General features: G+C 74.8%; 26 protein-coding genes. 14 read left to right on the forward strand and 12 right to left on the reverse strand.

The annotated features are described in order from the left end of the window. Positions 1-64 precede the first annotated feature (64 nt). The 4 genes from JOD57_RS24780 to JOD57_RS24795 are packed head-to-tail and all read left to right on the forward strand — an operon-like array spanning position 65 to position 4076. Positions 65-991 (forward strand): ABC transporter permease, encoded by a 927-nt coding sequence (locus JOD57_RS24780; RefSeq protein WP_204694459.1) that lies wholly within the window; start codon positions 65-67, stop codon positions 989-991. A gap of 15 nt (positions 992-1006) precedes the next feature. Then, the gene (locus JOD57_RS24785) at positions 1007-1852 is read left to right on the forward strand and encodes an ABC transporter permease (RefSeq protein ID WP_204694460.1); all 846 of its coding nucleotides are present in this window, start codon (positions 1007-1009) and stop codon (positions 1850-1852) included. Next, positions 1849-2844, forward strand: coding sequence for a pyridoxal-phosphate dependent enzyme (locus JOD57_RS24790; protein ID WP_204694461.1), 996 nt, complete (start codon positions 1849-1851; stop codon positions 2842-2844). The genes JOD57_RS24785 and JOD57_RS24790 overlap by 4 nt, the downstream gene beginning before the upstream one ends. Then, positions 2841-4076, forward strand: a complete 1236-nt coding sequence (locus JOD57_RS24795) for a metal-dependent hydrolase family protein (protein ID WP_204694462.1) — start codon at positions 2841-2843, stop codon at positions 4074-4076. The genes JOD57_RS24790 and JOD57_RS24795 overlap by 4 nt, the downstream gene beginning before the upstream one ends. Before the next feature lie 47 nt (positions 4077-4123). Here the strand turns inward: JOD57_RS24795 and JOD57_RS24800 are convergent, their stop codons facing one another. Next, positions 4124-5353 carry a M20 family metallo-hydrolase gene (locus JOD57_RS24800; protein WP_204694463.1) on the reverse strand — a complete coding sequence of 410 codons (1230 nt, stop codon included), beginning with the start codon at positions 5351-5353 and terminating at the stop codon, positions 4124-4126. A 77-nt stretch (positions 5354-5430) separates the two neighbouring features. Further along, entirely contained in the window at positions 5431-6381 is a 951-nt protein-coding gene (locus JOD57_RS24805) for a threonine/serine dehydratase (RefSeq protein ID WP_204694464.1), read from the reverse strand. A 195-nt stretch (positions 6382-6576) separates the two neighbouring features. On the opposite strand from JOD57_RS24805, the gene JOD57_RS24810 reads away from it, so the two are divergent. Continuing rightward, positions 6577-7041 carry a RidA family protein gene (locus JOD57_RS24810; RefSeq protein WP_204694465.1) on the forward strand — a complete coding sequence of 155 codons (465 nt, stop codon included), beginning with the start codon at positions 6577-6579 and terminating at the stop codon, positions 7039-7041. A gap of 76 nt (positions 7042-7117) precedes the next feature. Next, complete coding sequence (locus tag JOD57_RS24815) at positions 7118-7879, forward strand: creatininase family protein (RefSeq protein ID WP_204694466.1); 762 nt, start codon at positions 7118-7120, stop codon at positions 7877-7879. 18 nt (positions 7880-7897) lie between these two features. On the opposite strand, the gene JOD57_RS24820 is transcribed toward JOD57_RS24815, so the two are convergent. Both JOD57_RS24820 and JOD57_RS24825 read right to left on the reverse strand, forming a co-directional pair. Further along, on the reverse strand, positions 7898-9601 hold the full coding sequence (locus tag JOD57_RS24820) for an FAD-dependent monooxygenase (RefSeq protein ID WP_204694467.1): 1704 nt from the start codon (positions 9599-9601) through the stop codon (positions 7898-7900). 5 nt (positions 9602-9606) lie between these two features. Further along, the gene (locus JOD57_RS24825) at positions 9607-10395 is read right to left on the reverse strand and encodes an SDR family oxidoreductase (RefSeq protein ID WP_204694468.1); all 789 of its coding nucleotides are present in this window, start codon (positions 10393-10395) and stop codon (positions 9607-9609) included. A gap of 150 nt (positions 10396-10545) precedes the next feature. Between JOD57_RS24825 and JOD57_RS24830 the strand changes: the two genes are divergently transcribed. Beyond that, positions 10546-11022 (forward strand): GNAT family N-acetyltransferase, encoded by a 477-nt coding sequence (locus JOD57_RS24830; RefSeq protein WP_204694469.1) that lies wholly within the window; start codon positions 10546-10548, stop codon positions 11020-11022. Here JOD57_RS24830 and JOD57_RS24835 read toward each other — a convergent pair. Next, positions 10983-14297, reverse strand: a complete 3315-nt coding sequence (locus JOD57_RS24835; protein WP_204694470.1) for an ATP-binding protein — start codon at positions 14295-14297, stop codon at positions 10983-10985. The genes JOD57_RS24830 and JOD57_RS24835 overlap by 40 nt on opposite strands. 215 nt (positions 14298-14512) lie before the next feature. Here JOD57_RS24835 and JOD57_RS24840 point away from each other — a divergent pair, with 215 nt between their 5' ends. The 3 genes from JOD57_RS24840 to JOD57_RS24850 all read left to right on the forward strand — a co-directional run bounded on the left by JOD57_RS24840 (position 14513) and on the right by JOD57_RS24850 (position 15955). After that, positions 14513-14980: a hypothetical protein gene (locus JOD57_RS24840; protein ID WP_204694471.1), complete on the forward strand. Its 468-nt coding sequence runs from the start codon at positions 14513-14515 to the stop codon at positions 14978-14980. Positions 14981-14989: 9 nt separating this feature from the next. Continuing rightward, the gene (locus JOD57_RS24845) at positions 14990-15547 is read left to right on the forward strand and encodes a hypothetical protein (protein ID WP_204694472.1); all 558 of its coding nucleotides are present in this window, start codon (positions 14990-14992) and stop codon (positions 15545-15547) included. 165 nt (positions 15548-15712) lie between these two features. Then, positions 15713-15955 (forward strand): hypothetical protein, encoded by a 243-nt coding sequence (locus JOD57_RS24850; protein WP_204694473.1) that lies wholly within the window; start codon positions 15713-15715, stop codon positions 15953-15955. A 163-nt stretch (positions 15956-16118) separates the two neighbouring features. On the opposite strand, the gene JOD57_RS24855 is transcribed toward JOD57_RS24850, so the two are convergent. From JOD57_RS24855 to JOD57_RS24875, 5 genes are all read right to left on the reverse strand, one after another. Further along, on the reverse strand, positions 16119-16859 hold the full coding sequence (locus tag JOD57_RS24855) for a B3/B4 domain-containing protein (RefSeq protein WP_307824930.1): 741 nt from the start codon (positions 16857-16859) through the stop codon (positions 16119-16121). A gap of 103 nt (positions 16860-16962) precedes the next feature. Further along, positions 16963-18390 carry a rifampin monooxygenase gene (gene rox, locus JOD57_RS24860; protein ID WP_307824931.1) on the reverse strand — a complete coding sequence of 476 codons (1428 nt, stop codon included), beginning with the start codon at positions 18388-18390 and terminating at the stop codon, positions 16963-16965. Between the two features lie 223 nt (positions 18391-18613). Next, entirely contained in the window at positions 18614-18931 is a 318-nt protein-coding gene (locus tag JOD57_RS24865; protein WP_204694475.1) for a hypothetical protein, read from the reverse strand. A gap of 106 nt (positions 18932-19037) precedes the next feature. Continuing rightward, positions 19038-20219 (reverse strand): serine hydrolase domain-containing protein, encoded by a 1182-nt coding sequence (locus tag JOD57_RS24870; RefSeq protein ID WP_204694476.1) that lies wholly within the window; start codon positions 20217-20219, stop codon positions 19038-19040. An 86-nt stretch (positions 20220-20305) separates the two neighbouring features. Continuing rightward, on the reverse strand, positions 20306-21361 hold the full coding sequence (locus tag JOD57_RS24875; protein WP_239568799.1) for a serine hydrolase domain-containing protein: 1056 nt from the start codon (positions 21359-21361) through the stop codon (positions 20306-20308). Between the two features lie 28 nt (positions 21362-21389). Between JOD57_RS24875 and JOD57_RS26565 the strand changes: the two genes are divergently transcribed. The 4 genes from JOD57_RS26565 (at position 21390) to JOD57_RS24890 (ending at position 24956) form a co-directional block, all read left to right on the forward strand. Next, positions 21390-21521: a hypothetical protein gene (locus JOD57_RS26565; protein ID WP_275582121.1), complete on the forward strand. Its 132-nt coding sequence runs from the start codon at positions 21390-21392 to the stop codon at positions 21519-21521. A gap of 550 nt (positions 21522-22071) precedes the next feature. Continuing rightward, positions 22072-23598 carry a sensor histidine kinase gene (locus tag JOD57_RS24880; protein WP_204694478.1) on the forward strand — a complete coding sequence of 509 codons (1527 nt, stop codon included), beginning with the start codon at positions 22072-22074 and terminating at the stop codon, positions 23596-23598. Continuing rightward, positions 23586-24233, forward strand: coding sequence for a response regulator transcription factor (locus JOD57_RS24885; protein WP_204694479.1), 648 nt, complete (start codon positions 23586-23588; stop codon positions 24231-24233). Before JOD57_RS24880 ends, JOD57_RS24885 begins: the two co-directional genes overlap by 13 nt. Before the next feature lie 258 nt (positions 24234-24491). Continuing rightward, complete coding sequence (locus JOD57_RS24890; protein WP_204694480.1) at positions 24492-24956, forward strand: hypothetical protein; 465 nt, start codon at positions 24492-24494, stop codon at positions 24954-24956. An 81-nt stretch (positions 24957-25037) separates the two neighbouring features. Here the strand turns inward: JOD57_RS24890 and JOD57_RS24895 are convergent, their stop codons facing one another. After that, positions 25038-25802 (reverse strand): hypothetical protein, encoded by a 765-nt coding sequence (locus JOD57_RS24895; RefSeq protein WP_204694481.1) that lies wholly within the window; start codon positions 25800-25802, stop codon positions 25038-25040. A gap of 133 nt (positions 25803-25935) precedes the next feature. Next, positions 25936-26318 (reverse strand): hypothetical protein (locus JOD57_RS24900; RefSeq protein ID WP_204694482.1); only part of this gene is annotated, 383 nt, incomplete at its 5' end.

A 26318-nucleotide genomic window follows, 5' to 3' on the forward strand; every position in this document is an offset into this window, starting at 1 on the left:
GGCGGGGGCGGCCCGCCGGCCGGCGGCGCACCGCGTGCGAACGGGCACGGAGGAGAGGCGAGGGATGAAGGGCACCGCCGCGCACATCGTGCGCACCCTGCTGTTGTCGCTGATCACCCTGTTCGGGGTGTCGGTGCTGATCTTCCTGATGCTCCGGGTGCTGCCCGGCGACCCGGCCCGGGTGCTCGCCGGGCTGAACGCCAGCGAGGAGCAGGTGGCCCGGCTCCGGGAGCAGCTGGGGCTGGACCAGTCGCTGCTGGGCCAGTACTGGTCGTTCATCACCGGGGTGCTGACCGGTGACCTCGGGGAGTCCGCGCGGACCTCGCGGCCGGTGTCCAGCGAGATCGCGGTGCGGCTGCCGGCGACGCTGATCCTCGCGGTCACCGCCACGGTCATCGGCTCGGTGGTCGGCATCACCGCGGGCGTGATCGCCGCGGTCCGGCGCGGCTCCTTCCTCGACCACGCGATCTCCAGCGTGGCGATGATGGGCGTGTCGATGCCGGTCTACTGGCTGGGGCTGCTGCTCATCCTGCTGTTCGCGGTGACCCTCGGCTGGCTGCCGGCGGCCGGCAGCGGCGAGCCGCTGAGCATCGTGCTCCCGGCGGTGACGCTCGCGGCGTTCTCCACGGCGCTGGTCTCCCGGATGACCCGCGCCAGCATGCTGGAGGTGCTCGGCCAGGACTACATCCGGACGGCGGAGGCCAAGGGCGCCGCCCCGAGGACGGTGATCATCAAGCACGGGCTGCGCAACGCGTTCATCCCGATCCTGACGGTCATCAGCCTGCAGTTCGGTGCGCTGCTGGGCGGGGCGGTGCTCACCGAGACCGTGTTCGGCTGGCCGGGCATCGGGCGGCTGCTCGTCGACTCCATCGGCGCCCGCGACTTCGCCGTCGTCCAGGGGATCGTGCTGGTCTACGCCGCCGTGTTCATCCTGCTCAACGTGATCGTCGACGTCCTCTACGTCGTCGTCGACCCGCGGATCCGGTACTGACGGGGAGGGGACCCCATGCGAGCCTGGCGGCGCTTCCGCCACAACCCCCCGGCCATGATCGGCCTGGGCATCATCCTGACGTTCGTCGGCCTGGCGATCCTGGCCCCGGTCCTCTCGCCCTACGACCCGAACGCCCAGGACCTGGCCGCCTCCATCCAGGGACCCTCCGGGGACCACTGGCTGGGCACCGACCAGCTGGGCCGCGACATCGCCACCCGGCTGATGTACGGCGCCCGGATCTCGCTGCTGATCGGCGTGCTCGCGGTGGCCATCGGCCTGGTCTTCGGCGTGCCGCTGGGGATGCTCGCCGGGTACTACGGCGGCTGGGCCGACCTGGCCATCTCCCGGTTCGCGGACATGATGTTCGCCTTCACCAGCATCCTGCTGGCCCTCACGCTGGTCGCCGTCCTGGGCGTCAGCCTGCAGAACGTGATCATCGCGGTGGGCATCAGCGTGATCCCGGTGATCATCCGGCTGGTGCGCTCGTCGGTGCTGAGCCTGCGCGAGGAGCCCTACGTCGAGGCGGCGCGGGCGCTGGGCGCGAGCGACCTGCGGATCATCACCCGGCACGTCTTCCGCAACTCGCTGACCCCGGTGCTGGTGCACGGCACGCTGAGCATCGGGGTGAGCATCCTGCTCGCCGCCGGGCTCGGGTTCCTGGGCCTCGGCGTGCAGTCACCCACCGCCGAGTGGGGCACGATGCTGGGGGAGGGGCGGCAGTTCATCTTCAGCGCCCCGCACCTGACCACGTTCCCCGGGATCGCGATCTTCCTGGCCATCCTCGCCTTCAACCTGCTCGGCGACGGGCTGCGAGACGCCCTCGACCCGCGGATGCGGACCGTCGACCGGCCCGCCGCGTGACCGGCGGCACGAGCACGAGCGCGACCGCGCTGGTCGGCATCGACGACGTGCGGCGGGCCGCCGGTCGGCTGGCCGGCCGGGTGCACCGCACCCCGGTGCTGCGGTCCACCACGCTCGGCGAGCTGTGGGGCGTGCGGCTGGACCTCAAGGCCGAGGTGTTCCAGCGGACCGGCAGCTTCAAGGCCCGCGGTGCGCTCAACGCGGTGCTGTCCCTGCCGGCGGCCGAGCGCGCCCGGGGCGTGATCACCGTGTCGGCCGGCAACGCGGGCGCCGCCGTCGCCTTCGCCGCCGCCAGCGTCGGGGTGCCCGGCACGGTGGTGATGCCCGCGACCGCGGTGGCGGCCAAGGTCGCCGCCTGCCGGGCCTACGGCGCCGACGTGGTGCTCGCCGACGGGGACCTGCTCGACACCTACCTGGCCACCGTGGCGCAGACCGGCCGCGTCCCGGTGCACCCCTTCGACGACCCGGCCGTGGTGGCCGGCACCGGCACCGTCGGGCTGGAGATCGCCGAGGACGTGCCGGACGCCGAGGTCGTGCTGGTGCCGGTGGGCGGCGGTGGGCTGATCTCCGGCGTGGCCGCCGCGCTCGCGGACCTCGCCCCCGGCGTGCGGGTCATCGGGATCGAACCCGAGACCGCCGACGTGGTGTCCCGCAGCCTGGACGCCGGCAGCCCGGTGCGGCTGCCGGGCGCCCGCAGCGTCGCCGACGGGCTGGCGGCGCCGATGAGCTCGCAGCTGACCCTGGACCACGTGCGCACCTTCGTCGAGCGCGTGGTGCGGGTCAGCGACGAGGACGTGCTGCGGGCGCTGGCGCTCGCGGTGCCGCGGACCAAGCTGCTGCTCGAGCCGTCCGCCGCCGCCCCGCTGGCCGCCCTGATGACCGGCGTCCTGGACCTGCCGCCCGGCACCCGGGTGGTCTCCGTGGCCAGCGGCGGCAACGTCGACCTGGCCCTGTTCGGCCGACTCGCCCCCACTCCCCGAGAGGTCCCATGACCACCGCCAGCTTCCTGCTCCGCGACGTGACGGTCCTCGACGGCACGGGCGCCGACCCCGTTCCCGGGCAGGCGGTGGTCGTGGAGGGCCGCCGCATCGCCTGGGTCGGGCCGGCCGAGCAGGCGCCCAGCACCGCTCCGGAGTCGGTGGTCGACGGCGGCGGGCGCACCGTCCTGCCCGGTCTCGTCAACTGCCACGTCCACCTGACGGCCGACGGTGCGCCGGACCTGTTCGCCCAGGTCGCCCGCGACACCGTGCCGGTGGCCACCCTGCGCGCCGCCCGGAGCGCCTGGACCACCCTGCAGTCGGGCGTGACGACGGTGCGCGACTGCGGCGCCGCCGACGACATCGTCGTCGAGCTCGCGAAGGAGATCGCGCGGGGAGCGGTCCCCGGCCCGCGGGTGCAGGCCGCCGGCCGGGTGATCACGATGACCGGCGGGCACGGGCACTTCATCGGCCGCGAGGCCGACGGCCCGGACGAGGTCCGCAAGGCCACCCGGGCCGAGATCAAGGCCGGGGCGGCGGTGATCAAGGTGATGGCCACCGGCGGCGTGCTCACCCCCGGCGTGACGCCGACGCAGACCGCCCTGCTGCCGGAGGAGCTGGCCGTGGTCGCGCAGGAGGCGCACAACTCCGGCCGGCGGGTGACCACGCACGCCATCGGCCGGGCCGGCATCCACAACGCCCTGCTCGCCGGGATCGACTCCGTCGAGCACGGCTTCTACTTCGACGACGAGCTCCTCGAGCTGGCGATCGACCAGGGCACCTTCCTGGTGCCCACGATGCTCGCCGTCGACGGGATCGTCCGGAACGGCCGGGCGCAGGGCATCCCCGGCTGGGTGGTGGACAAGGCCGAGTCGGAGGCGGCGCAGCAGCGGGAGAGCTTCGCGGCGGCGGTCACCTCGGGCATGCGGATCGCCGCGGGCACCGACGCCGGGACGCCGTTCAACGCCCACGGCGACCTGGCCCGCGAGCTCGCGCTGATGGTGCAGCACGGGCTGAGCCCGATGCAGGCGCTGGTCGCCGCGACGTCCGGCGCTGCGCGCAACCTGGGCCTGGACGGGGAGATCGGCACGCTGGAGGTGGGCAGGCTCGCCGACCTGGTGGTGGTCGACGGCGACCCGGTGGCCGACATCACCGCCACCGGCCGGGTGGTGCTCGTCGTCAAGGACGGCGTGGTGCACCGGGACGAGCTGGCCGGCACCGGCGCCGCGGTCCCCGTTCCGGCCTGAGCTCCGGGGAACCCTCCCACCGGGCCCGCGGGGGGGGGCCCGGGCGGTCAGTAGGCCAGCCGGTGCAGGGCGGTGGCCAGCACCGAGGCGCCACGGGCGCAGTCGGGCAGCGAGGTGAACTCGGCCGGGGTGTGCGAGCGCCCCTCGACGCTGGGCACGAACACCATCGCCGTCGGCACGCGGGTGGCCATCAGCTGGCTGTCGTGCCCGGCGCCGCTGGGCATCCGCCGCCAGCTCGCGCCGCACCGCTCGGCGGCGTCCCGGCAGACGTCGAGCAGGGTGGCGTCCATCGTCGCCGGCCGCTCGTCCTTGTCCCGGACCACGTCGACGGCCACTCCGTGCCGGCCGGCCACGCTCGCGCAGATCCGGTGCACGCCGTCGAGCAGCCGGTCCCGGACGGCGAGGTCGGGGTGCCGGAGGTCGAGGGAGAACCGCACCAGCCCGGGCACGACGCTGGGCTGGCCGGGCTCGACCGTCCAGCGTCCGGTGGTGGCCACCGCGGGCCGGCCCTCCTGCTCGACGAGCAGGGTGATCTCCCGGGCCATCTGCGCGGCCGCCTGCAGGGCGTCCGCGCGCAGGTCCATCGGGGTGCCGCCGGCGTGGTCCTGCCGGCCGCGGACGGTGATCGTCTCCCAGGCGATGGCCGGGATCACCTCGACCAGGCCGATGTCGACGCCCTCGTCGGCCAGCACCCGGCCCTGCTCGACGTGCAGCTCGAGGAAGGCGCTGAGGTCGTGCCGCTCGGCGTCGGCCACGGCGCCGGGGTCGAGGCCGGCCCGGCGCATGGCCTCGGCCATCGTGACGCCGTCCCGGTCCAGGAGCCGCTCGGGCTCGTCCGGGGCGACCAGGCCGAGCAGCGCCCGGGTGCCGAAGAAGTTGGCGGGGAAGCGGCTGCTCTCCTCCTCGCACAGGGCGACGACCTCCAGGGTCGTGGCGGGGGTGCCGTACGCGCGCAGCGCCGCCAGTGCGGCCAGGCCGCCCACGATGCCGAGTGCGCCGTCGTACTTCCCGCCGGCGGGCACGGTGTCGACGTGGGAGCCGGTCAGGACCACGCCGTCCCCCGAGCCCGGCAGCCGCCCGAACACGTTGCCCACCGCGTCGACCCGGCCCTCCAGGCCGGCCTCGTCGATCCAGGCGAGGAGGGTGTCGCGGGCCCGCTGCCAGGCGTCGTCGTACACGAACCGGTACACGCCCTGCGGGCTGTCGCCGATGGCGCCGAGCCGCTCGACGTGGGTGCCGAGCAGGTCCTGGTCGACGGTGACCGCGTCGGTGCTCATCAGTGTCTCCCGGCAGGCCGGTGGTCGGTACCGGCGACGACCCGCGGGTCCGTCCGGCCATGGAGGGGCGGCACCGGTCAGACCCCCGTCGCGGGCAGCACCGACCACGAGGCCGGGTCGAGGTTGGCGCCGCAGACGAGCACGCCGACGCGCTCACCCGGCGCGGCGACGTGCGCACCGCAGAGCAGCGCCGCGAGGGCGGTGGCGCCGCCGGGTTCGGCGAGCACGCGCACCTCCTCCCAGAGGACCTCCTGGGCGCGACGGATGGCGGCGTCGGGGACCAGCAGGGAGTCCCTGACGTAGCGGCCGGTCACCTCCGCGGCGATGCTGCCCAGCCGGCGGGCGCCGAGCGCGTCCGCGGCGATCCCGCCGACCTCGACGTCGACCGGGCTCCCGGCCGCCCGCGCCGCGTGCATCGTCGGCGCCCGCTCGGGCTCCACCGCGACGACGCGGACGCTGTCGGTGTACCAGCTGGCGCACCCGGCGATCAGGCCGCCTCCGCCGACGGCCACGAGGACGGCGTCCAGGTCGGGGGCCTGCTGGCTGAGCTCGTAGGCGACCGTCCCCTGGCCGGTGACCACCTCGGGCTGGTCGTAGGCGTGCACCCGCAGGCCGCCGGTGCGGGCCTCCTCGTCCAGGCTGCGCCGGTAGGCCTCGGCGTAGTCGCTGCCCACCGGTGTGACCTCGGCGCCGTAGCGCCGGATCCGCTCCAGCTTCGCGTCGGGGGCGTTGGCCGGCACGAAGACCCGTGCCCGGTGCCCGAGCCGCTGGGCGGCGTAGGCCACCGCCGCCCCGTGGTTGCCGCCGGACGCCGCGATGACCCCGGCCGCCGGGACCTGCGCGGACAGCAGGGTGTTGAAGGCGCCACGGGCCTTGAAGGAGCCGGAGTGCTGGAGCCCCTCCAGCTTGAGGACGACGTCGTGCGGCAGGCCGACCCGGTCGCCGGCCAGCACGGCGGTGGGGGTGCGGCGCACGTACGGCGCTATCCGCACCGCCGCCCGCCGCACCTCGGACCGGGCGATGACCACGCGACTCCCCTCGGCCGGTCCCTCCGGACGGCGCCGCCCGGGCGACGTCCCACGCCGGCACCGTACCGGCGCACGTCGCCCGGCGACCGACCGTCGCCGGCGTGACGGACGGCGCCCGCGTCGCGGTCCCCGGAGGACCGGGAGCCCGTCGCCGACGACCTCCCCCTCCGACCGGGTAAGGGCCAGGATCGGGTCATGGACGTCGACGGGCGGTTGGGAGCACTGGGCATCGAGCTGCCGGTGCCGATGGGGCCGGGAGGCAACTACGTGCCGGCCATGGCTGCCGGGGACCTGCTCTACCTGTCCGGGATGGGACCGGTCCGGCCGGACGGCGGTCTGGTGACGGGCAAGGTGGGGGACGGCGGGCTGGACCTGGACACCGCGCGGGAGGCAGCCCGGCTCACCGGCCTCCAGCTGCTGGCCGCCGTGCGGGCGGAGCTGGGGACGCTCGACCGGCTGCGGCAGGTCGTCAAGCTGTTCGGCATGGTCAACTGCCGCCCCGGCTTCAACCGGACCCCCGCCGTCATCGACGGGTGCTCGGACCTGCTCGTCGAGGTCCTCGGGGAGGCCGGCCGGGGAGCCCGTTCCGCCGTCGGCATGGCCGAGCTGCCCTTCGACATCGCCGTCGAGATCGAGGCCGTCGTCCTCGTGGCACCGTGAGCCGCGTCCCGACACCCCTCGGCACCGGGCCGCCCCGTGCCCGGCCGTCCCGGGACGCCGAACACCCGGAGGACCCGTGCTGCTCGAGAAGATGACGTTCGGGGAGATCCAGGCCGCGCTCGCCGAGGGACGGCACGACGTCGTCGTCCCGTGCGGAGCGGTGGAGCAGCACGGCCGCCACCTGCCCTTGGACGTGGACGCCGTGCACGCCGACCGGCTGGCCCAGGAGGTCGCCGGGCGGCTCGGGACCGCGCTGGTCGCCCCGACGATCCGGGTCGGCGTGTCGCCGCACCACATGGCCTTCCCCGGGACGATCAGCCTCCGGCCGGAGACCTTCGAGGCCGTCTGCTCCGACTACTGCCGGAGCCTGGCCGCGCACGGCTTCCGGACGATCCTGTGCTTCTCCGCGCACGGCGGGAACTTCGCGCCGCTGGCGGAGATGGAGCAGCGGCTGGACGACCTGGTGGGGCCGGACTGCCGGGTGCTGGTGTTCGCCGACCTGCTGGGCCTCGTCCGGGTGTGGCGGTCCTGCGTCGAGGACGGGGGAGGGGATCCCGACCACGTCGGCGGGCACGCGGACGTGGCCGAGTCCTCCGTGTACGCCCACCTCCGGCCCGGCGACGTGCGGACCGACCAGCTGGCCCGGGGCTACCGCGGGCCGGTCGACGACGCCGTGCTGGAGCGCCTGTTCACCGGCGGGATCGGGGCGCTCTCGGACACCGGGGTCATGGGTGATCCGCACGGGTTCTCCGAGGCCATCGGTGCACTGTGCGTGCAGCGGGTCGCCGACGTGATCGCCGGCCACTTCACCGAGCGGATGGCGCTCGGGGACACGTGACCGGTGGCTCCGGGGCGGTCACGCGGGTGCGCACAGCCGGAACACGGAGCCGAGGTGGTCGAGCAGGGGTCCGGCGGTGGCGGGCTGCCCGCGGAAGGCGACGTACCCGTCGGGTCGCACCAGGTACAGCGACTCGGCCGCGGCTGCGTAGCGGTGGTGGGCGTCGCGGTCCGGGTCGAGGACCACCTCGACGTCGTCGTCCAGTCCGTCGGGCCTGCGGTCGGCGGGCACCACGAGGTGGGTGCGGACGTCGTCGCCCAACGCGGCGCGCACCCGTCGTGCGGTCGTGACCAACCGCCGGTAGCCGCCGTCGGTGGCGGCGGGGCCGTCGAACAGCAGGAGCGTGGAGTGCGTGCCGCGGAAGAGGTCGAAGAGCCGGGTCGGCGCGCCGCCGGCGCCGTGACGCACCTGGGCGTCCGGGGCCCGGTCGCCGGCGTGCGGGCCGCAGCGGAACCGGACGTGGTCGACCGGGCCGGCACCCTCTCCGTCGCCGGCGAGGTCCACGGTGGCCAGCTCGCGGGCCAGCGAGCCGTCCCGGTACCCCACGTCGAGCTCGGCCACGCCGTCGAGGAGCCGGTCCAGGACGGCCGGCAGCCGCAGGGCCGGCACGAGGACCCGGTCGCGCAGGAAGGTCATGACCGGATGGGGGGAGAAGAGGGCGTGGTGGCCGAGGTCGCTGCTCGTGAGGACTGCGCGGGCGACCGGCATCCGCTCCTCCTGGTACGTGTCGAGGAGAGGGTGACCCGCACGGCCACGGAGGACGGCGGCGAGCTTCCAGCCGAGGTTGTAGGCGTCCTGGATGCCGGTGTTCATGCCCTGACCGCCCGCCGGGCTGTGCACGTGGGCGGCGTCGCCGGCCAGCAGCACCCGTCCCGCGCGGTAGCGGTCGACGATGGCGACGCGGGGGCTGAAGTCGGACAGCCAGGTCGCGTCGCTCAACCGCACGTGCCCGGAGCCGCGCTCGGCGAACAGGCGCTGGAGCAGCTCCAGGGACGCCGTCTCCAGGTCACCGGAGGCGTCGGGCCGCACGCTGGCCTGCACCTGCCAGGTCCCGCTCCCGTCGAGCGGGTCGGCGGCGAGGTACCCGTCGTCGTCGAACCAGGCGAACGACGAGCCGTCGGCCGGCAGGCCCTCGATCCGGACGTCACCCAGGACGAAGTGCTCGTCGTGGCTCCCGCCGCGCAGGGGGATGCCGGCCAGCGTCCGCACCCGGCTGCTCCCGCCGTCGCAGCCGACGACGTAGGCGGCCCGGACCAGCTCGACCGCGCCGGTGGAGCCGTCGGTCACGGTGGCGGTGACACCGTCGGCGTCCTGGTCGAGGGCGACCAGCTCCCGCCCGGACTCGACGGCGCCGTCGAGCTCCGACAACCGCGTCCGCAGCAGCTGCTCCGTGCGCCACTGCGGCAGCACGACCAGGTTCGGGTACGGGACCCCGGGCTGCGGCGGGCGCGCGGGCACGTCCAGGTCCAGGGCGAGCCGTCCGCCCGAGTACAGGCGCACGTGGTGGTGGGTGCGGCCGGCGGCCAGGGCGGCCCCGGCGATCCCCAGGTCGTCGAAGACCTCGAGGCTGCGCGGTTGCAGGCCCTTGCCCCGGGATCGGTGGTGGTGGCCGGTGGCCCGGTCGACGACCCGGCAGTCGACGCCGCGGCGGCGCAGGTCGCAGGCCAGCGTGAGTCCGGTCGGGCCGGCGCCGACGACGAGGACGTCCGTGCTGGTGCTCATGGTGGTCAGCCCTCCAGGAGCGGGGACGGGGAACGGCCGTCGAGGAACTCCCGCCAGGTGCAGCCGCCGGAGCGGTTGCCGGGGACCAGTCCGGCGCCCGCTCGCAGCGCCGCGGAGACCGCGCCGGGCAGGGGGACCTCCACCACCGGCCGGCGGCGCCCGGTCCTGCGGAGGCGGTCGCGGACGAGCTCCACGACCGGGAACACCTCCGGGCCGCCGAGGTCCGGCAGCCGGCCGGCGGGCCCGGACGCCACGGCGTCCGCCAGCCGGCGGGCGACCTCCTCGACGTCGATCGGCTGGACCCGCCAGCCGCGTGGCACGGGTACGACGGGCAGCCTCGCCAGGCGACCGAGCAGGTCCGCGACGAACTCGTGGAACTGCGTGGTGCGCAGGACGGTCCAGGGCAGCCCGGACCGCTCGACCGCCGCCTCGACGGCCAGCTTCGACCGGTAGTACTCCGTCGGGATGCGGTCGACGCCGACGACGGAGACGTGGACGACGTGCGGACCGCCGGCGTCGCGCGCGGCCGCCAGCAGCCGCTCGGTTCCTCCCACGTCGACCTCTCGGGACCTCCGCGGATCCGTGGCGCAGTGGACGATCCCGGAGCAGCCGGTCACGGCTCGGCGCAGTCCGGCTCCGGTGGCCAGGTCCGCCACGACCACGTCGGCGCCCGGCGCCGGCGGTGCGGCCGGGTTCCGGCTCAGGATCCGCACCGTGTGGCCCCGGGCCGCCAGGGCGCGGACCACCCGGCGCCCGAGGCGTCCGGTGCCGCCGGTGACGAGCACGCTGGTCATCGCACATCCCTCCGTCAGGACCGGTCGAGGAGGGGAGCGTCGCGGCCGGGCCTTGACGGTCGGTTGGCTCCTCACCCGTGCTCGGCGTCAAGCCGGCGTCAAACCGCCGCGGGCACCGTCGCGCCGAGGCACCCGGCCCCTGGAGGCACGATGACCCCCCGGACCCCCCGGACCCCCCGGACCCCCCGGACCCCCCGGACCCCCCGCGGCTCACCGGCCGGCATCGTCTTCCGGCGGCTCGACGCAGGCCCCGAGCGCCGACAGGCCGCACGGCTGCTGCCCGACTGCGGGCTCGACGACCACGACGCGGGCTGTGTCTGGTACGGACTGTGCGACCTGACCGCGACCACGGCCGGCGGCCTCGCCGGGGTGGCGGTGGTCCGCTGCGTGGACGCCACGACGGCCCGGCTGTGCGGTCTCGCCGTGTCGGCGGCCCACCACGATCGCCGGCTCGGACGACGGCTGGTCGGCGAGGTCGCGGACCGGCTCCGCGCGTCGGGCGTGGAGGAGATCACCGCCCCACCCGTCCGCGACCGCCGGGTCGCGGTGCTGCTCGCCCGGGTCGGTTTCGTCCCGCGCGAGCCGGGTCAGGACTGCGCGTCGGGGTGGTCGCAGCTCCCGCTGTGACGATCCGTCGCGGCTCCGCGGCAGGTGTCGGCGGCGCGCTGCTGCAGCAGGACGGAGCCCTGCTCAGCGGCGAGGGTGACTGCCCGGTGCAACGCGCCGCGGGCCTCCTCGGCACGCGGTTCGGGCAGGGAGAGCAGAGCCAGCGCCCTGAGGCGGTGCAGCTCGGACTCGTAGAGCCGCTCGCCCGTGCGGGCGACCCGGGACAGCGCGTCGTCCAGCAGCCGTAGCGCCTGGGTCGGCTGCTGGTCGCGGAGGTGGGCCTCGGCCAGCAGCCCGAACCCCCAGGCGAGGAGGTGCTGGACGCCGCCCGCCTCGATCTGGGTGAGCTCGCGGCGCAGCGAGGGGATCGCGACCCCGGGATCTCCTTCCAGGGCCTCCACCCAGCCCAGGACCACGGCCGCGTATCCGCTCGGCGCCGGGAAGTTCCACCTGTCGGCCAGGTCCTGGGCCTCGGCAGCCCAGGTGCGCGCCGCCGAGCTGTCGCGGCGCAGGGCGGCCAGCAGGGCAGCTCCGGTCAGGACGGCGGCCCGCGCGAACGGGTGCTGCTCGCGGGACCCCTCGACGGCCGCCGCGACGAGATCCGCGGCGGGCTCCAGCTCGCCGAGGGGGTCGAGCACGGCGGAGAGCTGCAGCTGCAGGATGAACACCGGTGGGAGGGGCTCGCGGGCCGTCGGCGCCCCGCCCGCCACCCGCAGTCCCTGCTCGAGCTGCTCGCGGGCCTCGCGGAGCCGACCCTGACCCCACAGCGTCCTGCCCAGGGCCAGGTGGGCGACGGTGGACGCGACCGGATCGGCGGTGTCCGCGGCGATCCCGAGCATGCGCTCGGCCAGGGCCCCGGCGGCGCGGTGGTCGGCCCTGGCGTACGCCACCTCGAAGAGGCTGTGGTACGCGGCGAGCAGGGCCGAGCTGTCGCCGAGCTGGTCGGCCAGTTCACGGGCGCGGGCGAAGCTCGCCCACGCCTCCTCGCTCGCCGTGTCGTGCAGCTGGACCAGCAGCGTGCCGAGGCGCAGGTGGACGTGCAGCTCCGAGGCGGCGCGTCCGGTGGTCGGGGGCACGGCGGCGAGCAGGTCCAGGCTCCGTCGCAGTTGTCGCTCGGCCTCCTCGTGCGCCAGCGTGTCGAGGCAGTGTTCCGCCCCCGCGATGACGTGGGGAACGGCCTGTTCGGGGCCGACCACGGGGGCGGCCAGCCACCAGTGCTGGGCGAGCTGCAGCACGTGGTCGGCGTCGTCGTCGCGGTGGTCGAGCAGTGCCTGTCCCACGCGGGCGTGCAGTCGGGCCCGGCGTGCGCGGCTGATCTCGCCGTAGACGGCCTCGCGGATCAGCGCGTGCGCGAAGCGGAAGCGGCCCACCGTCGCCGGGTCCTCGACGACCAGCCCGGCCGACACGTTCAGCTCGACGGCGGCGAGCGCGTCGTCGTCGTCCATCCCGGTCACGGCACGGACGACGTCGAGGTCGAACTCGTGACCGATGACCGCCGCGACGAGCAGCACGGTGCGGGTCTGGTCGGGGAGCCGGCCGAGACGCCGGCGGAGCACGTCGCGCACGCCGGCGGGGACCTGCCGGGCGACGAGCGCCGCCGCCTCGCTCGTCGTCCGCCCCGGCCAGCCGTTGGTGCCGAGCAGGCGGAGCACCTCGAGGACGAAGAACGGATTGCCGCCGGTGCGGTCCCCGATCAGCCGGGCCAGCTCCTCGTCGGGGTCCGTGCCGGTGTGGGACGCCATCACCTGGGCCACGTCGGCGACCTCCAGGCCGGTCAGCTCCAGCCGGTCCACCGGCACCGCCCGTGCCAGCTCGGCGAGCGTGTCGGCGAGCGGCTCCCGGCCGTCGAGGTCCCGGTCGCGGTACGTCGCCAGCACCACGACAGGGGTGTCGGCCAGCGTCGTGGCGAGGTGGCTCAGCAGCCGGTGGGAGGCGACGTCGGCCCACTGCAGGTCGTCGAGGACCACCAGCAGGCGTCGGCCGGAGGCGAGCTCCCGCAGCGCAGCGGTGGCTGCCTGGCAGAGCCGGAAGCGGGCCGCCTCCGGGTCGACCACCGGTGCGGGCGGCCGGGGGCCACCGTCGGCCAGTTCCGGCAGGATGGGTGCCAGCTCGACGGCGTGGACGCCCAGCCCGGCGCCGGGCGTTCCGGCCGGTCCGCCGCCCAACAGGGTCCGGAGCACCTGCGTCCAGGGCCAGAACGGCGGGGCCCCGGCGTCCTGGTCGCTGCGACCCCAGCCCACGGCGACCCCGGATGCGCGGGCGCGTCGCGCTGCTTCCTCGGCCAGCTCCGTCTTGCCGATCCCGGGCTCGCCCGCCACCAGGACCACCCGTCCCCGGCCGGTCGCCGTCGCGGCCAGCGCCTCGTCGATCACCCGCAGGTGTGCGTCGCGCCCGACGAGGCCGCCGGGCGCGGCCGGGGCCACGACGTCCGCGGCCTCGACGTCCGCGGCCTCGACGTCGGACCGGGACGTGACCGGTGCCACCGCGGGAGCCGGCCCGGGCGCGCGGCGGTGGTCGGCGGTGGCCGCCGTCCAGTCCAGGTGCGGGGCCTGGCGGAGGACGTCCTGTTCGAGGTCGCGGAGCGCCTGGCCGGGGTCCAGGCCGAGCTCCTCGCGCAACTGCCCGCGGAACCGCTGATAGCTCTGCAGTGCCTCGGCCTGCCGTCCGCAGCGGTACAGGGCGGTCATGCGCAGACCCTGGAGGCGCTCCCGGAACGGGTGCTCGCCCGTCAGCCGTTCGAGCTCCGCGACGATCCGGGCGTGTCGGCCGGTGCCGAGGTCGGCGCTCAGCCGGTCCTCCAGCGCGGTCAGCCGGAGGTCCTCCAGCCGGGCCCGCTCGGCCTGCACGAACGACGCATCGGCGAGGTCGGCCAGGACGGGCCCGCGCCACAGCCCGAGGGCCGCCTCCAGTGTCTCCGCGGCGCGGGGTGCCTCCCCCTGCTGCAGGAGGTCGTGGCCCTCCCGCGCGAGGGTCTCGAAGCGCGTGGCGTCGAGGTCGTCGGGACCCACCACGAGCCGGTAGCCCGGCGCCTGGTTCACGATCACCGTCGCGGGGGCGCCGGGCGCACGCCGGGGCTCCAGCAGCCGACGCAGGTGGGAGACGTACGCCTGCACCGAGGCGAGGGCCTGCGGCGGCGAGTGCGGGCCCCACAGCTCCTCGACCAACCGGTCGAGCGAGACCACGGTGCCGGCGTCGAGCAGCAGGATCGCGAGAACGGCGCGCTGCTTGGGCCGCCCGAGGACCAGCGGCCGTCCCGCGTCGAGGACCTGCAGCGGTCCGAGGATGTCGAACTGCACCGCCCACCCGCCTCCCCGGCGCCCGCCGACCTCGCCGTCGGGCCATCCTGCCCCGCGGCGGCCGTGTCCCGGCTCCTCGCCGTCGCGGCGCTGCGGGCCCCGTCAAGCGGATGCCCACGATGCGTCAAGTGCCGGACCCGACGGTCCCCCCGGGACGTCGGTGGCACACCGGCTCCCGTGCCCCGACCGGATCCCTTCCTCCACCGGAGGCCCGCATGCGTCTCACCGTCAAGCTGCTGCTGGGGTGGTTCGCCCTCTTCGGGCTGGTGGTCGGCCTCTGGCAGGCCGTCTTCCCGGCTTCCTTCTACGCCGACTTCCCCGGGATGGGACACCACTGGGTCAGCCCGGATGGTCCCTACAACGAGCACCTGCTCCGCGACGTCGGCCTGGGCAACCTCGCCGTCGGGACGGTCGCGCTCGTCGCGCTGCTCACCGGAGTGGTCTGGGTCGCCCGCGCCGTCGGCCTGGCCGTGGTCGTGATGAACCTGCCGCACCAGCTCTACCACCAGGCGCACGTGTCGGTGCTGCCCTCCACGACCGACCAGGTCCTGCAGTCGGTGTCGCTCGCCGCGGTGAGCCTGACCGCCGTCGCGCTGGTGGTCCTGGCCTCCCGGACGCCCGCCGGCCCCGCCCCCGCTGCACCGCGGACCGATCCCCCCGTACCCGCACCGAGCCACCGCTAGGAGACCGTCATGGACATCGCGCAGCTGCTCGCCGACTTCGGCGACTGGGCCTTCGACCGCCACGCCAACGTGCTCAGCTGGTACATCCGGCCCCTCTTCCTAATCCCGCTGGCCTGGTTCGCCCACCGGCGCAGCGGCTGGGGCATCGCCGGCACCCTCGTCGCCCTCGCCACCAGCATGTTCTGGTTCCCGGCGCCCGCGCAGCCCGATCCGCGGATCCTGGAGTTCCTCGACTTCGAGCGGGAGTGGATCACCGGGGCCTGGGACCTGCAGAAGATCGGTCAGGCGCTGCTCGCCCCGCTCGCCCTCGGCGCCTACTGCCTGGCCTTCTGGCGGCGGTCGGTGCTCTGGGGTGTGGTGCTCCTCAACCTCATGGCCGGCGGGAAGCTGCTGTGGGGTGTCCTCGTGGGCGACGGCACCGGATGGGCGATGACCGTGCCCGGGTTGGTCGGGCTGCTGGTCTGCGACGCCGCCGTCCTCTGGGGGCTGCGGCGGCTGCAGGCACGCCGCCGGCGGCCCGCGAGCGACCCGTCGGCTCCCCGCGTCCTGTCGTCGAGCTCCTCGTGACCCGCGGGATCGACCCGCCGGGGCCGGCCGGAGCGCCGGCCCCCTGCACCCCCGGCCGTTCCGGCTCCCCGGTACCCGGCGCGGCGACGGTGACCGGCGCGGCGCCCCACCGCCCGATCGGCGTCGCGGTGTGTGACAGTCCAGCGCTGCGGCGGGAGGAGTGGCGTGCGGGTGCGGACGGTGTGGGGCGTCGTGTGGATCCTCGTGGGGGCGTCGGTGTCGATCGGCGGCATGGTGCTGGCCGTCGTCGACCCCGGACGCGCGCTCCTCGGCGGGATCGGCTTCGGCGTCGGGATCCTGCCGTTCGTGGCCGGCCTGTTCCTGGTCCGGCACGCCCTGCCCGAGCCGGGGAACGAGGGCGGCCGGCCGTGGGACACGTCGGGCAGCTTCTGGGACCTCTTCCGGTGAGCAGGAGTCCTGCGCACACGCCGCGGTCACGACCGTCCCGTCTCGAACCGCTCCTGCGGGCGTGGTGCCCCGCCGTGGTGGACGTGGCCGGGACGCCGCGCGCCGGTCGTACGGGTCCGATCGTGCGGCTCGTCCTCCCGTCGTCGACGGTGTCCCGAGCAGGTCAGGAGCGGTCCGTCCCCCCTGTGCTCCGGGCGGGGCCGACGAGCCGCCGGTGGACCACGGCGTCGGGGCCGAGCGCGAGCAGCCCCTCGGTGAGGGCGTCGGCCGCGGCGAGGAGCTCGTCGTCGGTCAGCGGGTCGAGGCCGTCGAGGACGAACAGGGCGCTGGTGGTGGCGGTGGTGATGCGGGTGCGCGTGCACTGCCGCCAGTTCCAGCGGCGGCAGGTGACGCCGGTGTCGTCGCGCCACACGACCTCGCCGGGCTCGGGGTGCTCCACGACGGGCTCGCCGCCGGCGGTGGTGTCGAAGGGCTCGCTGCCGTCGGCGCGGACCAGTCGCGGGGGGCCGGTGTAGGCGGCGCGGTCCTCGCCGCCGAGCGGCAGCAGGTGGGCGACGGAGACCGCGTTGTAGACGTCGGTGATGCGGTCGATGCGCGGCAGCCCGTCCGGGTCGAGGCGGCGCAGGAGCGCCTCGGCGCTGGGTCGCGTGCGCTGTGGCTTGGCGCCGAAGGCCCGGTACGCGTCCCGCCAGGCGGCCAGCTCCGGCAGCTCCTCGGGCCGCCGCCCGCCCAGCCGCGACCGCGCGGTGGCCTCGGCTGCGGCGAGGACCCGCTCGCTGACGTCGTCGCCGGGTCCGCCCCGCAGGCCGTCGGCGGTGACCAGCACCGCCCGGTAGTCCGGCCGCAGCGCGGACACGGCGTCGTCGACGGTGGCGGCGCTCAGCCACCCCTGGGGGTCGGTCACGTGCGGCCTCCGGTGGAGTCGGGGCTGGCAGACGGTGGGGGCGGGCGGGCGGGGACGTCCGGTGCGTCCATCGTCCCGGCGCCGGGGGAGCGCGCTGTGCTGCTCACCGGGCGGCAGCGCCGAACCACGTCGGCAGGTGGCCGAGCAGGTCGTGCTGGTCCTCACCGACCCACGCCACGTGACCGTCCGGCCGCAGCAGCGCCGCGGGCACGTCGAGCTCCTCGCTGGCGTCGACCACGTGGTCCACGCGGTCGGCCCAGCCGGCCACCGAGAGCCGGCCGGTCTGGTCCAGCAGGAGCCCGCGCCCCTCGTGCACCAGCGCGTAGAGGCGCCCGCGCGTCAACCCCACGTCGCGCAGACGCCGGCCGACGAGCCGGTGTCCCTCGCCGAGGTCGTACCGGACCCCGATCGCGGTGGTCTTCTCGATCAGGAAGCGGTGGACCTCGTCGAGGTCCATGAGGTCCGAGACCAGCCGGCGCACCGCCCGGGGCCCCGGCTCGGTGGACAGGAGCTCGGCCACCGCCCGGGTGGTGGCCAGCACGTCGGCGCCCACCGGGTGCCGTTCGGTGTGGTAGCTGTCCAGGAGCCCCGCCGGGGCCCAGCCGTTGACCTCGGCGGCCAGCTTCCAGCCCAGGTTGAACGCGTCCTGCAGCCCGAGGTTCAGGCCCTGGCCGCCGGTCGGCGGGTGCACGTGTGCGGCGTCGCCGGCCAGGAACACCCGGCCGCTGCGGTACCGCTCGGCCAGCCGGGTGGCGTCGCCGAAGCGGGTCAGCCAGCGCGGCGAGTGCACGCCGAAGTCGGTGCCCGCGACCACCTGCAACCGCTGCCTGACCTCCTCGAGGGTCGGCAGGACCGAGCGGTCCTCGGTCACCCTCTCGGCGGGCACGACGACGCGGTACCGCCCCTCGCCGGAGGGGCCGACACCGAACCCCTTCTGGGTCCTGCGGACCTCGGTGACCACGGCAGCCACCTCCTCGGGCGGCGCGGTGACCTCCACCTCGCCCGACAGCCACTCGCGCGTGGCCGGCTCGCCGGGGAAGCCGACGCCGAGGAGTCTGCGCACCGTGCTGCGGCCGCCGTCGCAGCCGACGAGGTGACGCGAGCGCAACTGCGTGCCGTCGGCCAGCTCGACGGTCACGCCGTGGTCGTCCTGGCCCAGCCCGACCAGTTCACAGCCGCGCCGGATCTCGACGCCCAGCTCGGTGGCGCGCTCGACGAGCAGGCGCTCCGTCGTGGGCTGCGGGATGCCGAGGACGTACGGATGAGCGGTGTCCAACCGGTCCGGTGCCGGCTTGTCGATCCCGGCGAAGCCACCGAGCGGGTACTGCGTGCCGAGCGGGAGGAACCGGTCCAGCAGGCCTCGCTGGTCCAGCACCTCGATGCTGCGTGCGTGCAGACCCAGAGCTCGGACGACCTGCGTCGGCTCCGCGTCCTTCTCCAGCACGAGCACGCGCACGCCGTGCAACCGCACCTCGCTGGCCAGCATCACGCCGGTGGGACCACCACCGACGACGATCACGTCGGCATCCACAGCAGTGTCTCCTCGATCAGTGCTCAGGTCGGGCACTCTGCTGCACGACCAGGGGATTGCCGCAAGCCCCCGCGTGCGTGGGAACCTGGAGTGGGAGAACCGCTGCGTGGCGCGGACCATCCGGCCGTGGGGGTGGTCCGCGAGCGGGACCGGCGACGGTGCGGGTGATCACCGAGGCGGCAGCGCCCGGTCGATGCGGACGCGCTGTCCGCGCCGGCGCAGGTCAGAGCTGCAGGATCCCGGCAGCGATCAGGTAGGCGGCGGCTGCGCCCTCCGGGTCGTGCAGGTCTCCAGGAGTCTCCGACGTCGCTCGGGCACGCGCGCGCACCGCGGCGCCGGCATCGGCAGCGACGAGATCGACGCACAGACCGGCGACCACGGCGCCAGCGTCGTGGTCGTCCAGACCGTCGAGCGCGAGGCCGTCGTGGAGCAGGGTCGCCGCCTCGAGGAACACCTCACGAGCCATCGTGGGATCCACCTCGGGACGTGCCCGGGCGACTGCCTCGGCGGCTGCCAGGAACTGGTCGAACGGTGGACCCACGGTGCTGGGCGGTATACCGAGAGCCTCGCAGTAGTGCACTGCGTGCCGGCAGAGCTGACATCGGTCCGGTGCCGCGTGGTCGGGGTGGACCGCGGTGCCCTGACGGTCACCAGGTCGGCAGGCTGTCGGGGTACAGCAGCGTGACGATCTCGAACCACAGGTCGGTCGCGGGGACGGCCTCGCCGTCGGCCGCGTTGACCATGACCACCACGCTCGCCTCCTCCTCCGGCAGGTGGGAGACCATGTCGCTGTAGCCGAAGACCGAGCCGTTGTGGCCGACCCAGTTCCCGAGCTGGAGAACGCCGAGGCCGTACTGCACCCGGAGGCCGGTCGAGGTGAGCGGCGTCCAGTCCTGGCGCAGCCGGGCGGTCTCCGGGGCGAGGCCCACCCCGGTCGCCAGCTGCTCGGCGTAGCGGACCATGTCCGGCACGGTGGAGACGACCGCACCGGCGGTGAACGGGACGACGGGGTTGCTGAGCGTGACGTCCCGGGGCTCATCCGCCCCCGGGTCCGCCGGTGCCAGCTCACTGTCGGTGTTCACGTAGCCGCGGGTGAACGGCTCCGGCAGGGCCGCGGTCGTGGGGTACGACGTCTCCGGAAGGCCGAGGTCCTCGATCACCGTGGTGGTGTACTGCTGTGCCGAGCGGCCGGTGACCCGCTCGATGACCAGCCCGAGCAGCACGTACTCCGAGTTGGAGTACACGGTCGCCTGGCCGGGCGGCGTGGCCTCGTCGGCGTGCGCGCGGATGATCTCGAGCACGTCGTAGGGGGACCACCCCGGCAGGAGCGGATCGGCGGCGTACCGCGCCATGAACTCCTCGTCTGCGACGAAGTCGTACACGCCGCCGCGCATGCCCAGGAGGTGCCGGACGGTGATCTCCTCCCCGTGGGGGATGTCGGGGACGTACTCCTCCAGGGGGTCGTCGAGGGACAGCCTCCCCTGGTCGGCGAGGCGCAGCACCGCCTGGGCGGTGAAGGTCTTGGTCACGCTGGCGATGCGGTAGTGCACGTCGGTGGTCATCGGGGTCCCCGTCGTGTCCGCGGTCCCGTAGGCCTGCAGGTGGCTCCCCCGGACCGGGTCGGAGATGCCGACCACCGCCCCGGTGACGCCGTCGGTCAGCGCGGCCCGGGCCAGTTCGTCGAGCTGTGCGGCGAGGTCCGGGTCGAGGGTCGCGGCCGGGGGAGAGGCGGACCCGGCCGGGATGTCGGGGGTGGCCGTGGAGCCGCTCGTCCCGGCCCCGGCGAGCAGGGCGAGTGCGAGGGCAGCGGGGCGCATCCATGGGCGCACGCGGATCAGCTCCTCCCGTGGAGGTGGCAGTGTGGTGTCCCCCGGCCGGGGTCCGTCGTAGCGACCCGGCCCGCCGGGGGCGCCGATCAGTCGGCGTAGAGCTCGTCGATCACCGCCCTGGCGAGCTCGACGGCCGGGCCGTCGCCGTTGGGCGCGGGGGCGGTGGAGGTCCAGGTGACGACGGTGATGTCCCGCACCGGGTCGTGTCCCATGAACGAGTTGGTCCCGGGCAGCTCGCCGGTGTGCCCGTACACCGGCCCGAACTGGGCCAGGCCGAACCCGTAGCCGGGGCTGGCCGGGTCGTCCGGGTCCACCGGCTGGACGCTGGCGATCCGCTCCTCCTGCAGCTGCGGGCTGAGCAGGCACCCGTCGACCAGTGCCTCCACGTAGTCGGCGAGGTCCTCCGCGGTGGAGATCCCGGCGCCCGCGGTCCACCCCCAGGAGGGGTTGGCGTCGGTGACGTCCATCGGCTCCAGGGTGCCGGCGCTGGCCGCGGCCTGGACCTCCGGTGGGAGCACCAGGCTGTCGATGGTCTCCACGTTCGTGCCGAAGGTGTACATCTGCGGGTGCGGCTCGGGGATCGACGCGTCGGTCACCGCCGGGAAGGAGGTCTCGCCCAGTCCCAGCGGGTCGAAGATGCGGTCCTGGAAGGCCTGCTCCACCGGGACCCCGGTGAGCTGCTCGATGATCAGGCCCAGCAGCACGTAGTTGGTGTTGGAGTACAGGAACCCCTCGCCCGGGGGGAAGGCGGGCGGCTCGGCGAGGCCGATGGCGAGCAGTTCCTCCGGGTCCCACACCCGGCCGGGGTTGCTGTCCATCTGCTCGTTCAGTCCCAGGTCCTCGGTGTAGTTGGCCAGCCCGCTGCTCATGTCCAGCAGCTGGGCGATGGTGATGTCGTCCCCGTTGGGCACGTCCGGGCGGTACCGCGACACCGGGTCCTCCAGGCCGATCCGGCCCTCGTCGACCAGCTGCAGGACCACCGTGGCGGTCCAGGTCTTGGTGTTGCTGCCGACCCGGACGTGGTCGGCGAGCGTGACCGGCTCGGTGCCGTGCCAGGTCCGGGTGCCCATCGTGGTGGCCCAGTCGCCGAGTTCGGGGGACCGCACCAGGACGACGGCACCGGTGACCGCCATGTCCCTCATGAGCTGACCGAGTTCGGGCTGGACCGCTGTGGCGTACGCCGGACCCCCCGACGGCGCCGGCGCGCCACCCGGCGACGCGTTGGCCGGGGCGGGCGCCACGACCAGCAAGGCGACCGCCGTCGTCGCGATCGAGGCGGCCAGCGAACCGGGTGGCCGGTGACGACGTGACCCGCACGAGCGCTCTGCAGTTGTCATGGTCGACCTTCCGATGGGTAGCCGGTCCGGGGCTCGTCGGGGTCCCTCGCCCGGCGAGGCGGACGACCCGGTCGACGAGGTGGACGGGATGGGCACGACGGTCGACACGAGCAACGCGAGGGCAGTCGCTCGGCGGTCCACGCAGGCGACCATGGCGACGTCGTGACCGCCGGGCAATGGACCGGGGTGGCCCGCCCACCTGGACCTGGGTACAGGGTCTCGGGGGAGTCGTTGCCGGTGCGGTGCCGCACCGAGCGCGCGTCGCCGGTGCCATGCTGCACCGATGGCGCATCGGGTCGGTGTGCGGTCGTCGCTGGCGCGGGCGCTGATGGTGAGCCTCGCGCTGATCGGCGCGTTCGGTGCCCTCGTCGCCGGCGTCGAGATCGCCCTGTTCGCCGACCAGCGCGTCGCTCCGTGGTGGCTGCTCGCGCTGTTCCCGGCCGGGGGGGGTCGTCCACCTGGCCGCAGGTCTGGAGGCGTGGCGGCGCCGGCCGAGCAACCGGACCGGCCCGATCATGGTCATCGGGGCGCTGTCGTGGTTCGTGGTCGCTCTGGCGAACACCGGGACGCCCAGCCTGGTGGCGGTCGGTGTCGTGCTCGCCACCACCCCGCTCGCCGTGGTGGTGTGGCTGCTGCACGCCTTCCCGTCCGGCCGCCTCCGCTCGCGCACCTCCCGCCTCACGGTGGTGGGGGGCTTCGTGGTGTCGCTCGTCCTGCAGGTCCCGGGTTACCTCTTCGATCCGGCTGCCAGCCCGGGCGGCATGCTCTCCGTCGGTCATCGGGTGGACCTCCTCCACGCCGGCACCTGGCTCCAGCGAGGCGCGGGGATGGTCGTCATGCTGATGACCGCGGGTGTGCTCGTCGACCGGCTGCGTACCGCGACGCCCGGCCAACGTGGGGTCCTGCTGCCGCTGTACGCCTACGGGATCCTGGCTGTCCTGGCGACGCCGCTCGGTCCTCTCCTGGGTCCGTCCGCCGGTCTCTCGGTCGCGCAGGTGGTCGGGCTCCAGGTCGTCCTGCTGGCCGGGGTGCCCGTCGCCTTCGCGGCGGCGATGCTGCGCGGCGGGTTCGCGAGGACGGCCGAGATCCAGGAGCTCAGTGCCTGGCTGGCGTCGTCCGCCGCCACCCCGGAGCTGCTCGCCGGTGCCCTCGGGCGCACCCTCGGGGACGCGTCGCTGCAGGTCGTCTACGCGTCGCGGGACGGGCGCGCCCTCGTGGACGGCGACGGCGCCTCGTTCGACACGTCGGCGCTGGGCGAGCACCGCCACGTGGTCGACATCGAGCTCGGGTCGAGACGGATCGGCGCCATCGTCTACGACGCGACGGTCGTCGACGACGCCGAGCTGGTCCGCGGGGCGGGTCGGGTGGCCGCCCTCGCCATCGACCACGACCGGTTGACGGCCGAGTTGCGGGCCAGCCACGCCGATCTGCAGCAGTCGCGCGCCCGCCTCGTCGAGGCAGGCGACCGCGCGCGGCAGCGCATCGCCCAGGACCTGCACGACGGCCTGCAGGTGGAGCTCGTCCTGCTGGCGTTGGAAGCACAACGACTGGCTCGCCTCGACGGGTCGGCCGATCTCCCCGACGCGGCGACGCGCCTGCGTGTCGGCATCGACGGTGCCGCCCGGCACCTCCGGGGGATCGTCCACGCCCTGATGCCGGCCGCCCTCGTCGAGCGGGGCCTGACCGCGGCGATCGAGGACCTGGTCGACCGCATGCCGCTGCCCACTCGCCTGGTGGTGGTCGAGGTCGACGGGCGCCTGCCGGCGACGGTCGAGAGGACGGCCTACTTCGTGGTCGCGGAGGCACTGGCCAACGCGGTCAAGCACGCCGCGGCCGACACGTTGACCGTGACGCTCGAGCACGCGCCGACCCGGCTCGTCATCGGCGTGACCGACGACGGCGTCGGCGGTGCGACCCAGGACGGGGGTGTGGGGCTGCACGGCCTCGCCGATCGTGTCGACGCCCTCGGTGGCCGGTTCACCATCCAGAGCCCGGCCGGCGGAGGCACACACCTGCTGGTGGAGCTGCCGTGCGGGTCCTGATCGGCGAAGACGAGGCGCTGTTGCGAACCGGGCTCACGCACGTGATGCAGGCGGCCGGGTTCGACGTCGTCGCTGCGGTCGGTGATGCAGACGACCTGGTCCGCAGCGCGGGAGAACACGTTCCCGACGTCGTCGTCACCGACATCCGGATGCCGCCCGACCACAAGGACGCGGGCCTGCGGGCGGCGATGGAGATCCGCCGTGAGCATCCCGGGATCGCCGTCCTCGTGCTGTCGCAGCACCTCCAGCGCGCCTACGCCGTCGAACTGCTCGGCGATCGCTCGTCGGGCGTCGGGTACCTCCTCAAGCAGCGGATCGCCGACATCGACACGTTCACGGACGATCTCCGCCGCATCGCGGCCGGCGGCACCGTCCTCGACCCCGAGGTCGTGAGCCTCATGGTCGCCCGCGCCAGGGGGCAGCACGACGCGCTCGACCGGCTGACCCCCCGCCAGCAGCAGGTGCTGGCCCTCATGTCCGAGGGCCGGACGAACGCCTCGATCGCCCGGACCCTGTCGATCACCGAGCGGGCGGTCGTGCAACACACGTCCCACATCTACGACGAGCTCGGCCTGGAGTGCAGCGACGACGACCATCGCCGGGTGCTGGCGGTGATCCGCTACCTCTCGTCGTGAGCGGCTCGCCGAGCTCCCCGGCACGGCCGTGGTCGACACTCCTGGGGTCGGCCCTGGAGGGACTGCCGCGCCGGGAGCCGCCACCGGAGCCCGGTCCGGCGCTAGCGTGGGAGGACAGCCGTTCGGGGGACCGCCATGCGCCGCACCGTTGTGCTCGCTGCCTGCCTCACCGTGCTCGCCGGTTGCGGTCCTGGAGGCGATGACGCCGCGCCGGGCGGGGTCGCCGCCGGCACCAGCACGCCGGCGCCCGTCGCGGACGTGGGGGACACCGTTGCGTTCACCGACCAGCTGGGGAGGGCGGCCACCATCACCCTGGACGGGGCCCGCCGCACCGAGCGGGCGGACAGTTCCCAGCTCGTCGCCGACGTCGCCGTCACCGCCGCCGACGGCGCCGTCACCGTGGACCCGCTGCGCTTCCGGGCGCAGCCCGCGGAGGGTCCCACCGTCGACCCCGGGGACGGCGCGATCGGTCGTCCGGCGGAGGACGGGATCGCCTTCGACGTCCCGGAGGGCGAGGTGCTGATCTCCTACGTCGCCCCGGACGGGGAGGTCCTGGTGGCGTTCCGGGTCGACCCGGCGAGTCAGACGCCCGCGGACGACGAGGTCGACTACCCGCCCTTCAGCTGCGACATGGGCGTGGACGGCATCCCGGTCTGCGAGGGCGACGTCCCCGACTCGGTCGGCGTCTACCGGACGCCCGACGGCGTCCTGGTCGGCGACTGACGGTGCTGCCGGGCAGGCGTCGCCGGACGGGACGCCCGGGCGGTGCCCGCCCGGTCCGCCGAGGGAGGCGGACGGGCCGGCTCAGGACTCGTGACCGTCCTGCTGGACCTCACGATCGGGGATCGCCTCGACGGTCACCGCCACGGGTGCAGCGGGCCCGAAGACCCTCGTGGCGGCCGTGATCGTGCCCTTCAGGACGTACTGCATGTAGTTCGCGGCGGCCATGGGCCCGACGCCGAAGGGCAGCAGCCCGGCCAGCAGAGGCGGTCCGACCGCCAGCGCCCATGCCCGGAGGATCTCCGACTCCGAGGCAGCGATCTCCTGGCGCTCCTCTGCCGTCAGGGCCGCCAGGGCGTCGTAGGCAGCGGCCTCTCCCAGCAGCGACGCGTGGGGTCCCAGGATGGCGTCGGGACGGATCCTCCCGGTCCTGTCGAGCTTGACCGCTCCCTCCGTGAGGACCAGCAGGACGGCGGTGCGGGTGAGCTCGGGGTCGGTGAGGTCTCGGTCGTGGAGCAGTCCGACCTTGATCGCCGCACTCACCGCCTCCTTCAGCACCTCCCGCAGCGCGACCGGGAGCGCGGCAGCCGAGATCGCCGTCCCGTAACCCGGCAGGATCGACGGCAGGGAGTAGGAGACCGCGCGCGCCGCCCTGATCCGGTTCCCGCGCGTCACCTGGCCGACCAGGTCTCCCGGCGCGACCAGGGGCTTGCCCGCACGGACCTTGTCGACGACCTTCTGGGCCTCCTCGAGGGAGGGTTGCAGAGTCCGGTTGATCAGCGCCATCGCACGCTCGACGGTCGCCTCGATGTCGAACTCCGGCTTCGGGAGGTTGAAGCCGCTGGTCATGTGGGTCTCCCGTCCGTTGGCGACCCATGGAGGATGCCAGCCGGGAGTCCGGAACGGAGGCCGCAGCGTCCGACCCGCCGGTCAGGCGGTGCGCCGCAGCAGATGTCGACGCTCGGATCCGGCAGCCTGGTCCTCACCGCCGTCCGGCTGCGGACACCCGTCGGAGCAGCGGTGCTGCGCTGTTCGACCACCACCAGGGCACCGACTTGAGCAGGTCGGCGAGCCGGCGTGCGCCGTTCGGTGTCAGCAGCCCGAGGGACATGACGATCGCCGTGTAAGCGCGGTGCTGTCGCCACTGGAGGCGAAGGCTGCGAACCGCGTACCTCCGGGCCGCCTCCCGGTGCCCCAGGGCCGCCTCGGCCAGCGCCAGCCGCCCGTTGATCCGTGCCAGCCCCTGCCGGGACGTCACCAGATCGCGGTGCTGGTCGAGGAGGTAGCGGCTGGCATCGGCGATCAGCTGCCACTGGTCCGCGAAGTAGGAGTGCCGGCCGATGTGGATCACCGCCAGGGGCCCTC

It is taken from the genome of Geodermatophilus bullaregiensis (assembly GCF_016907675.1).
Lineage (GTDB): Bacteria > Actinomycetota > Actinomycetes > Mycobacteriales > Geodermatophilaceae > Geodermatophilus > Geodermatophilus bullaregiensis.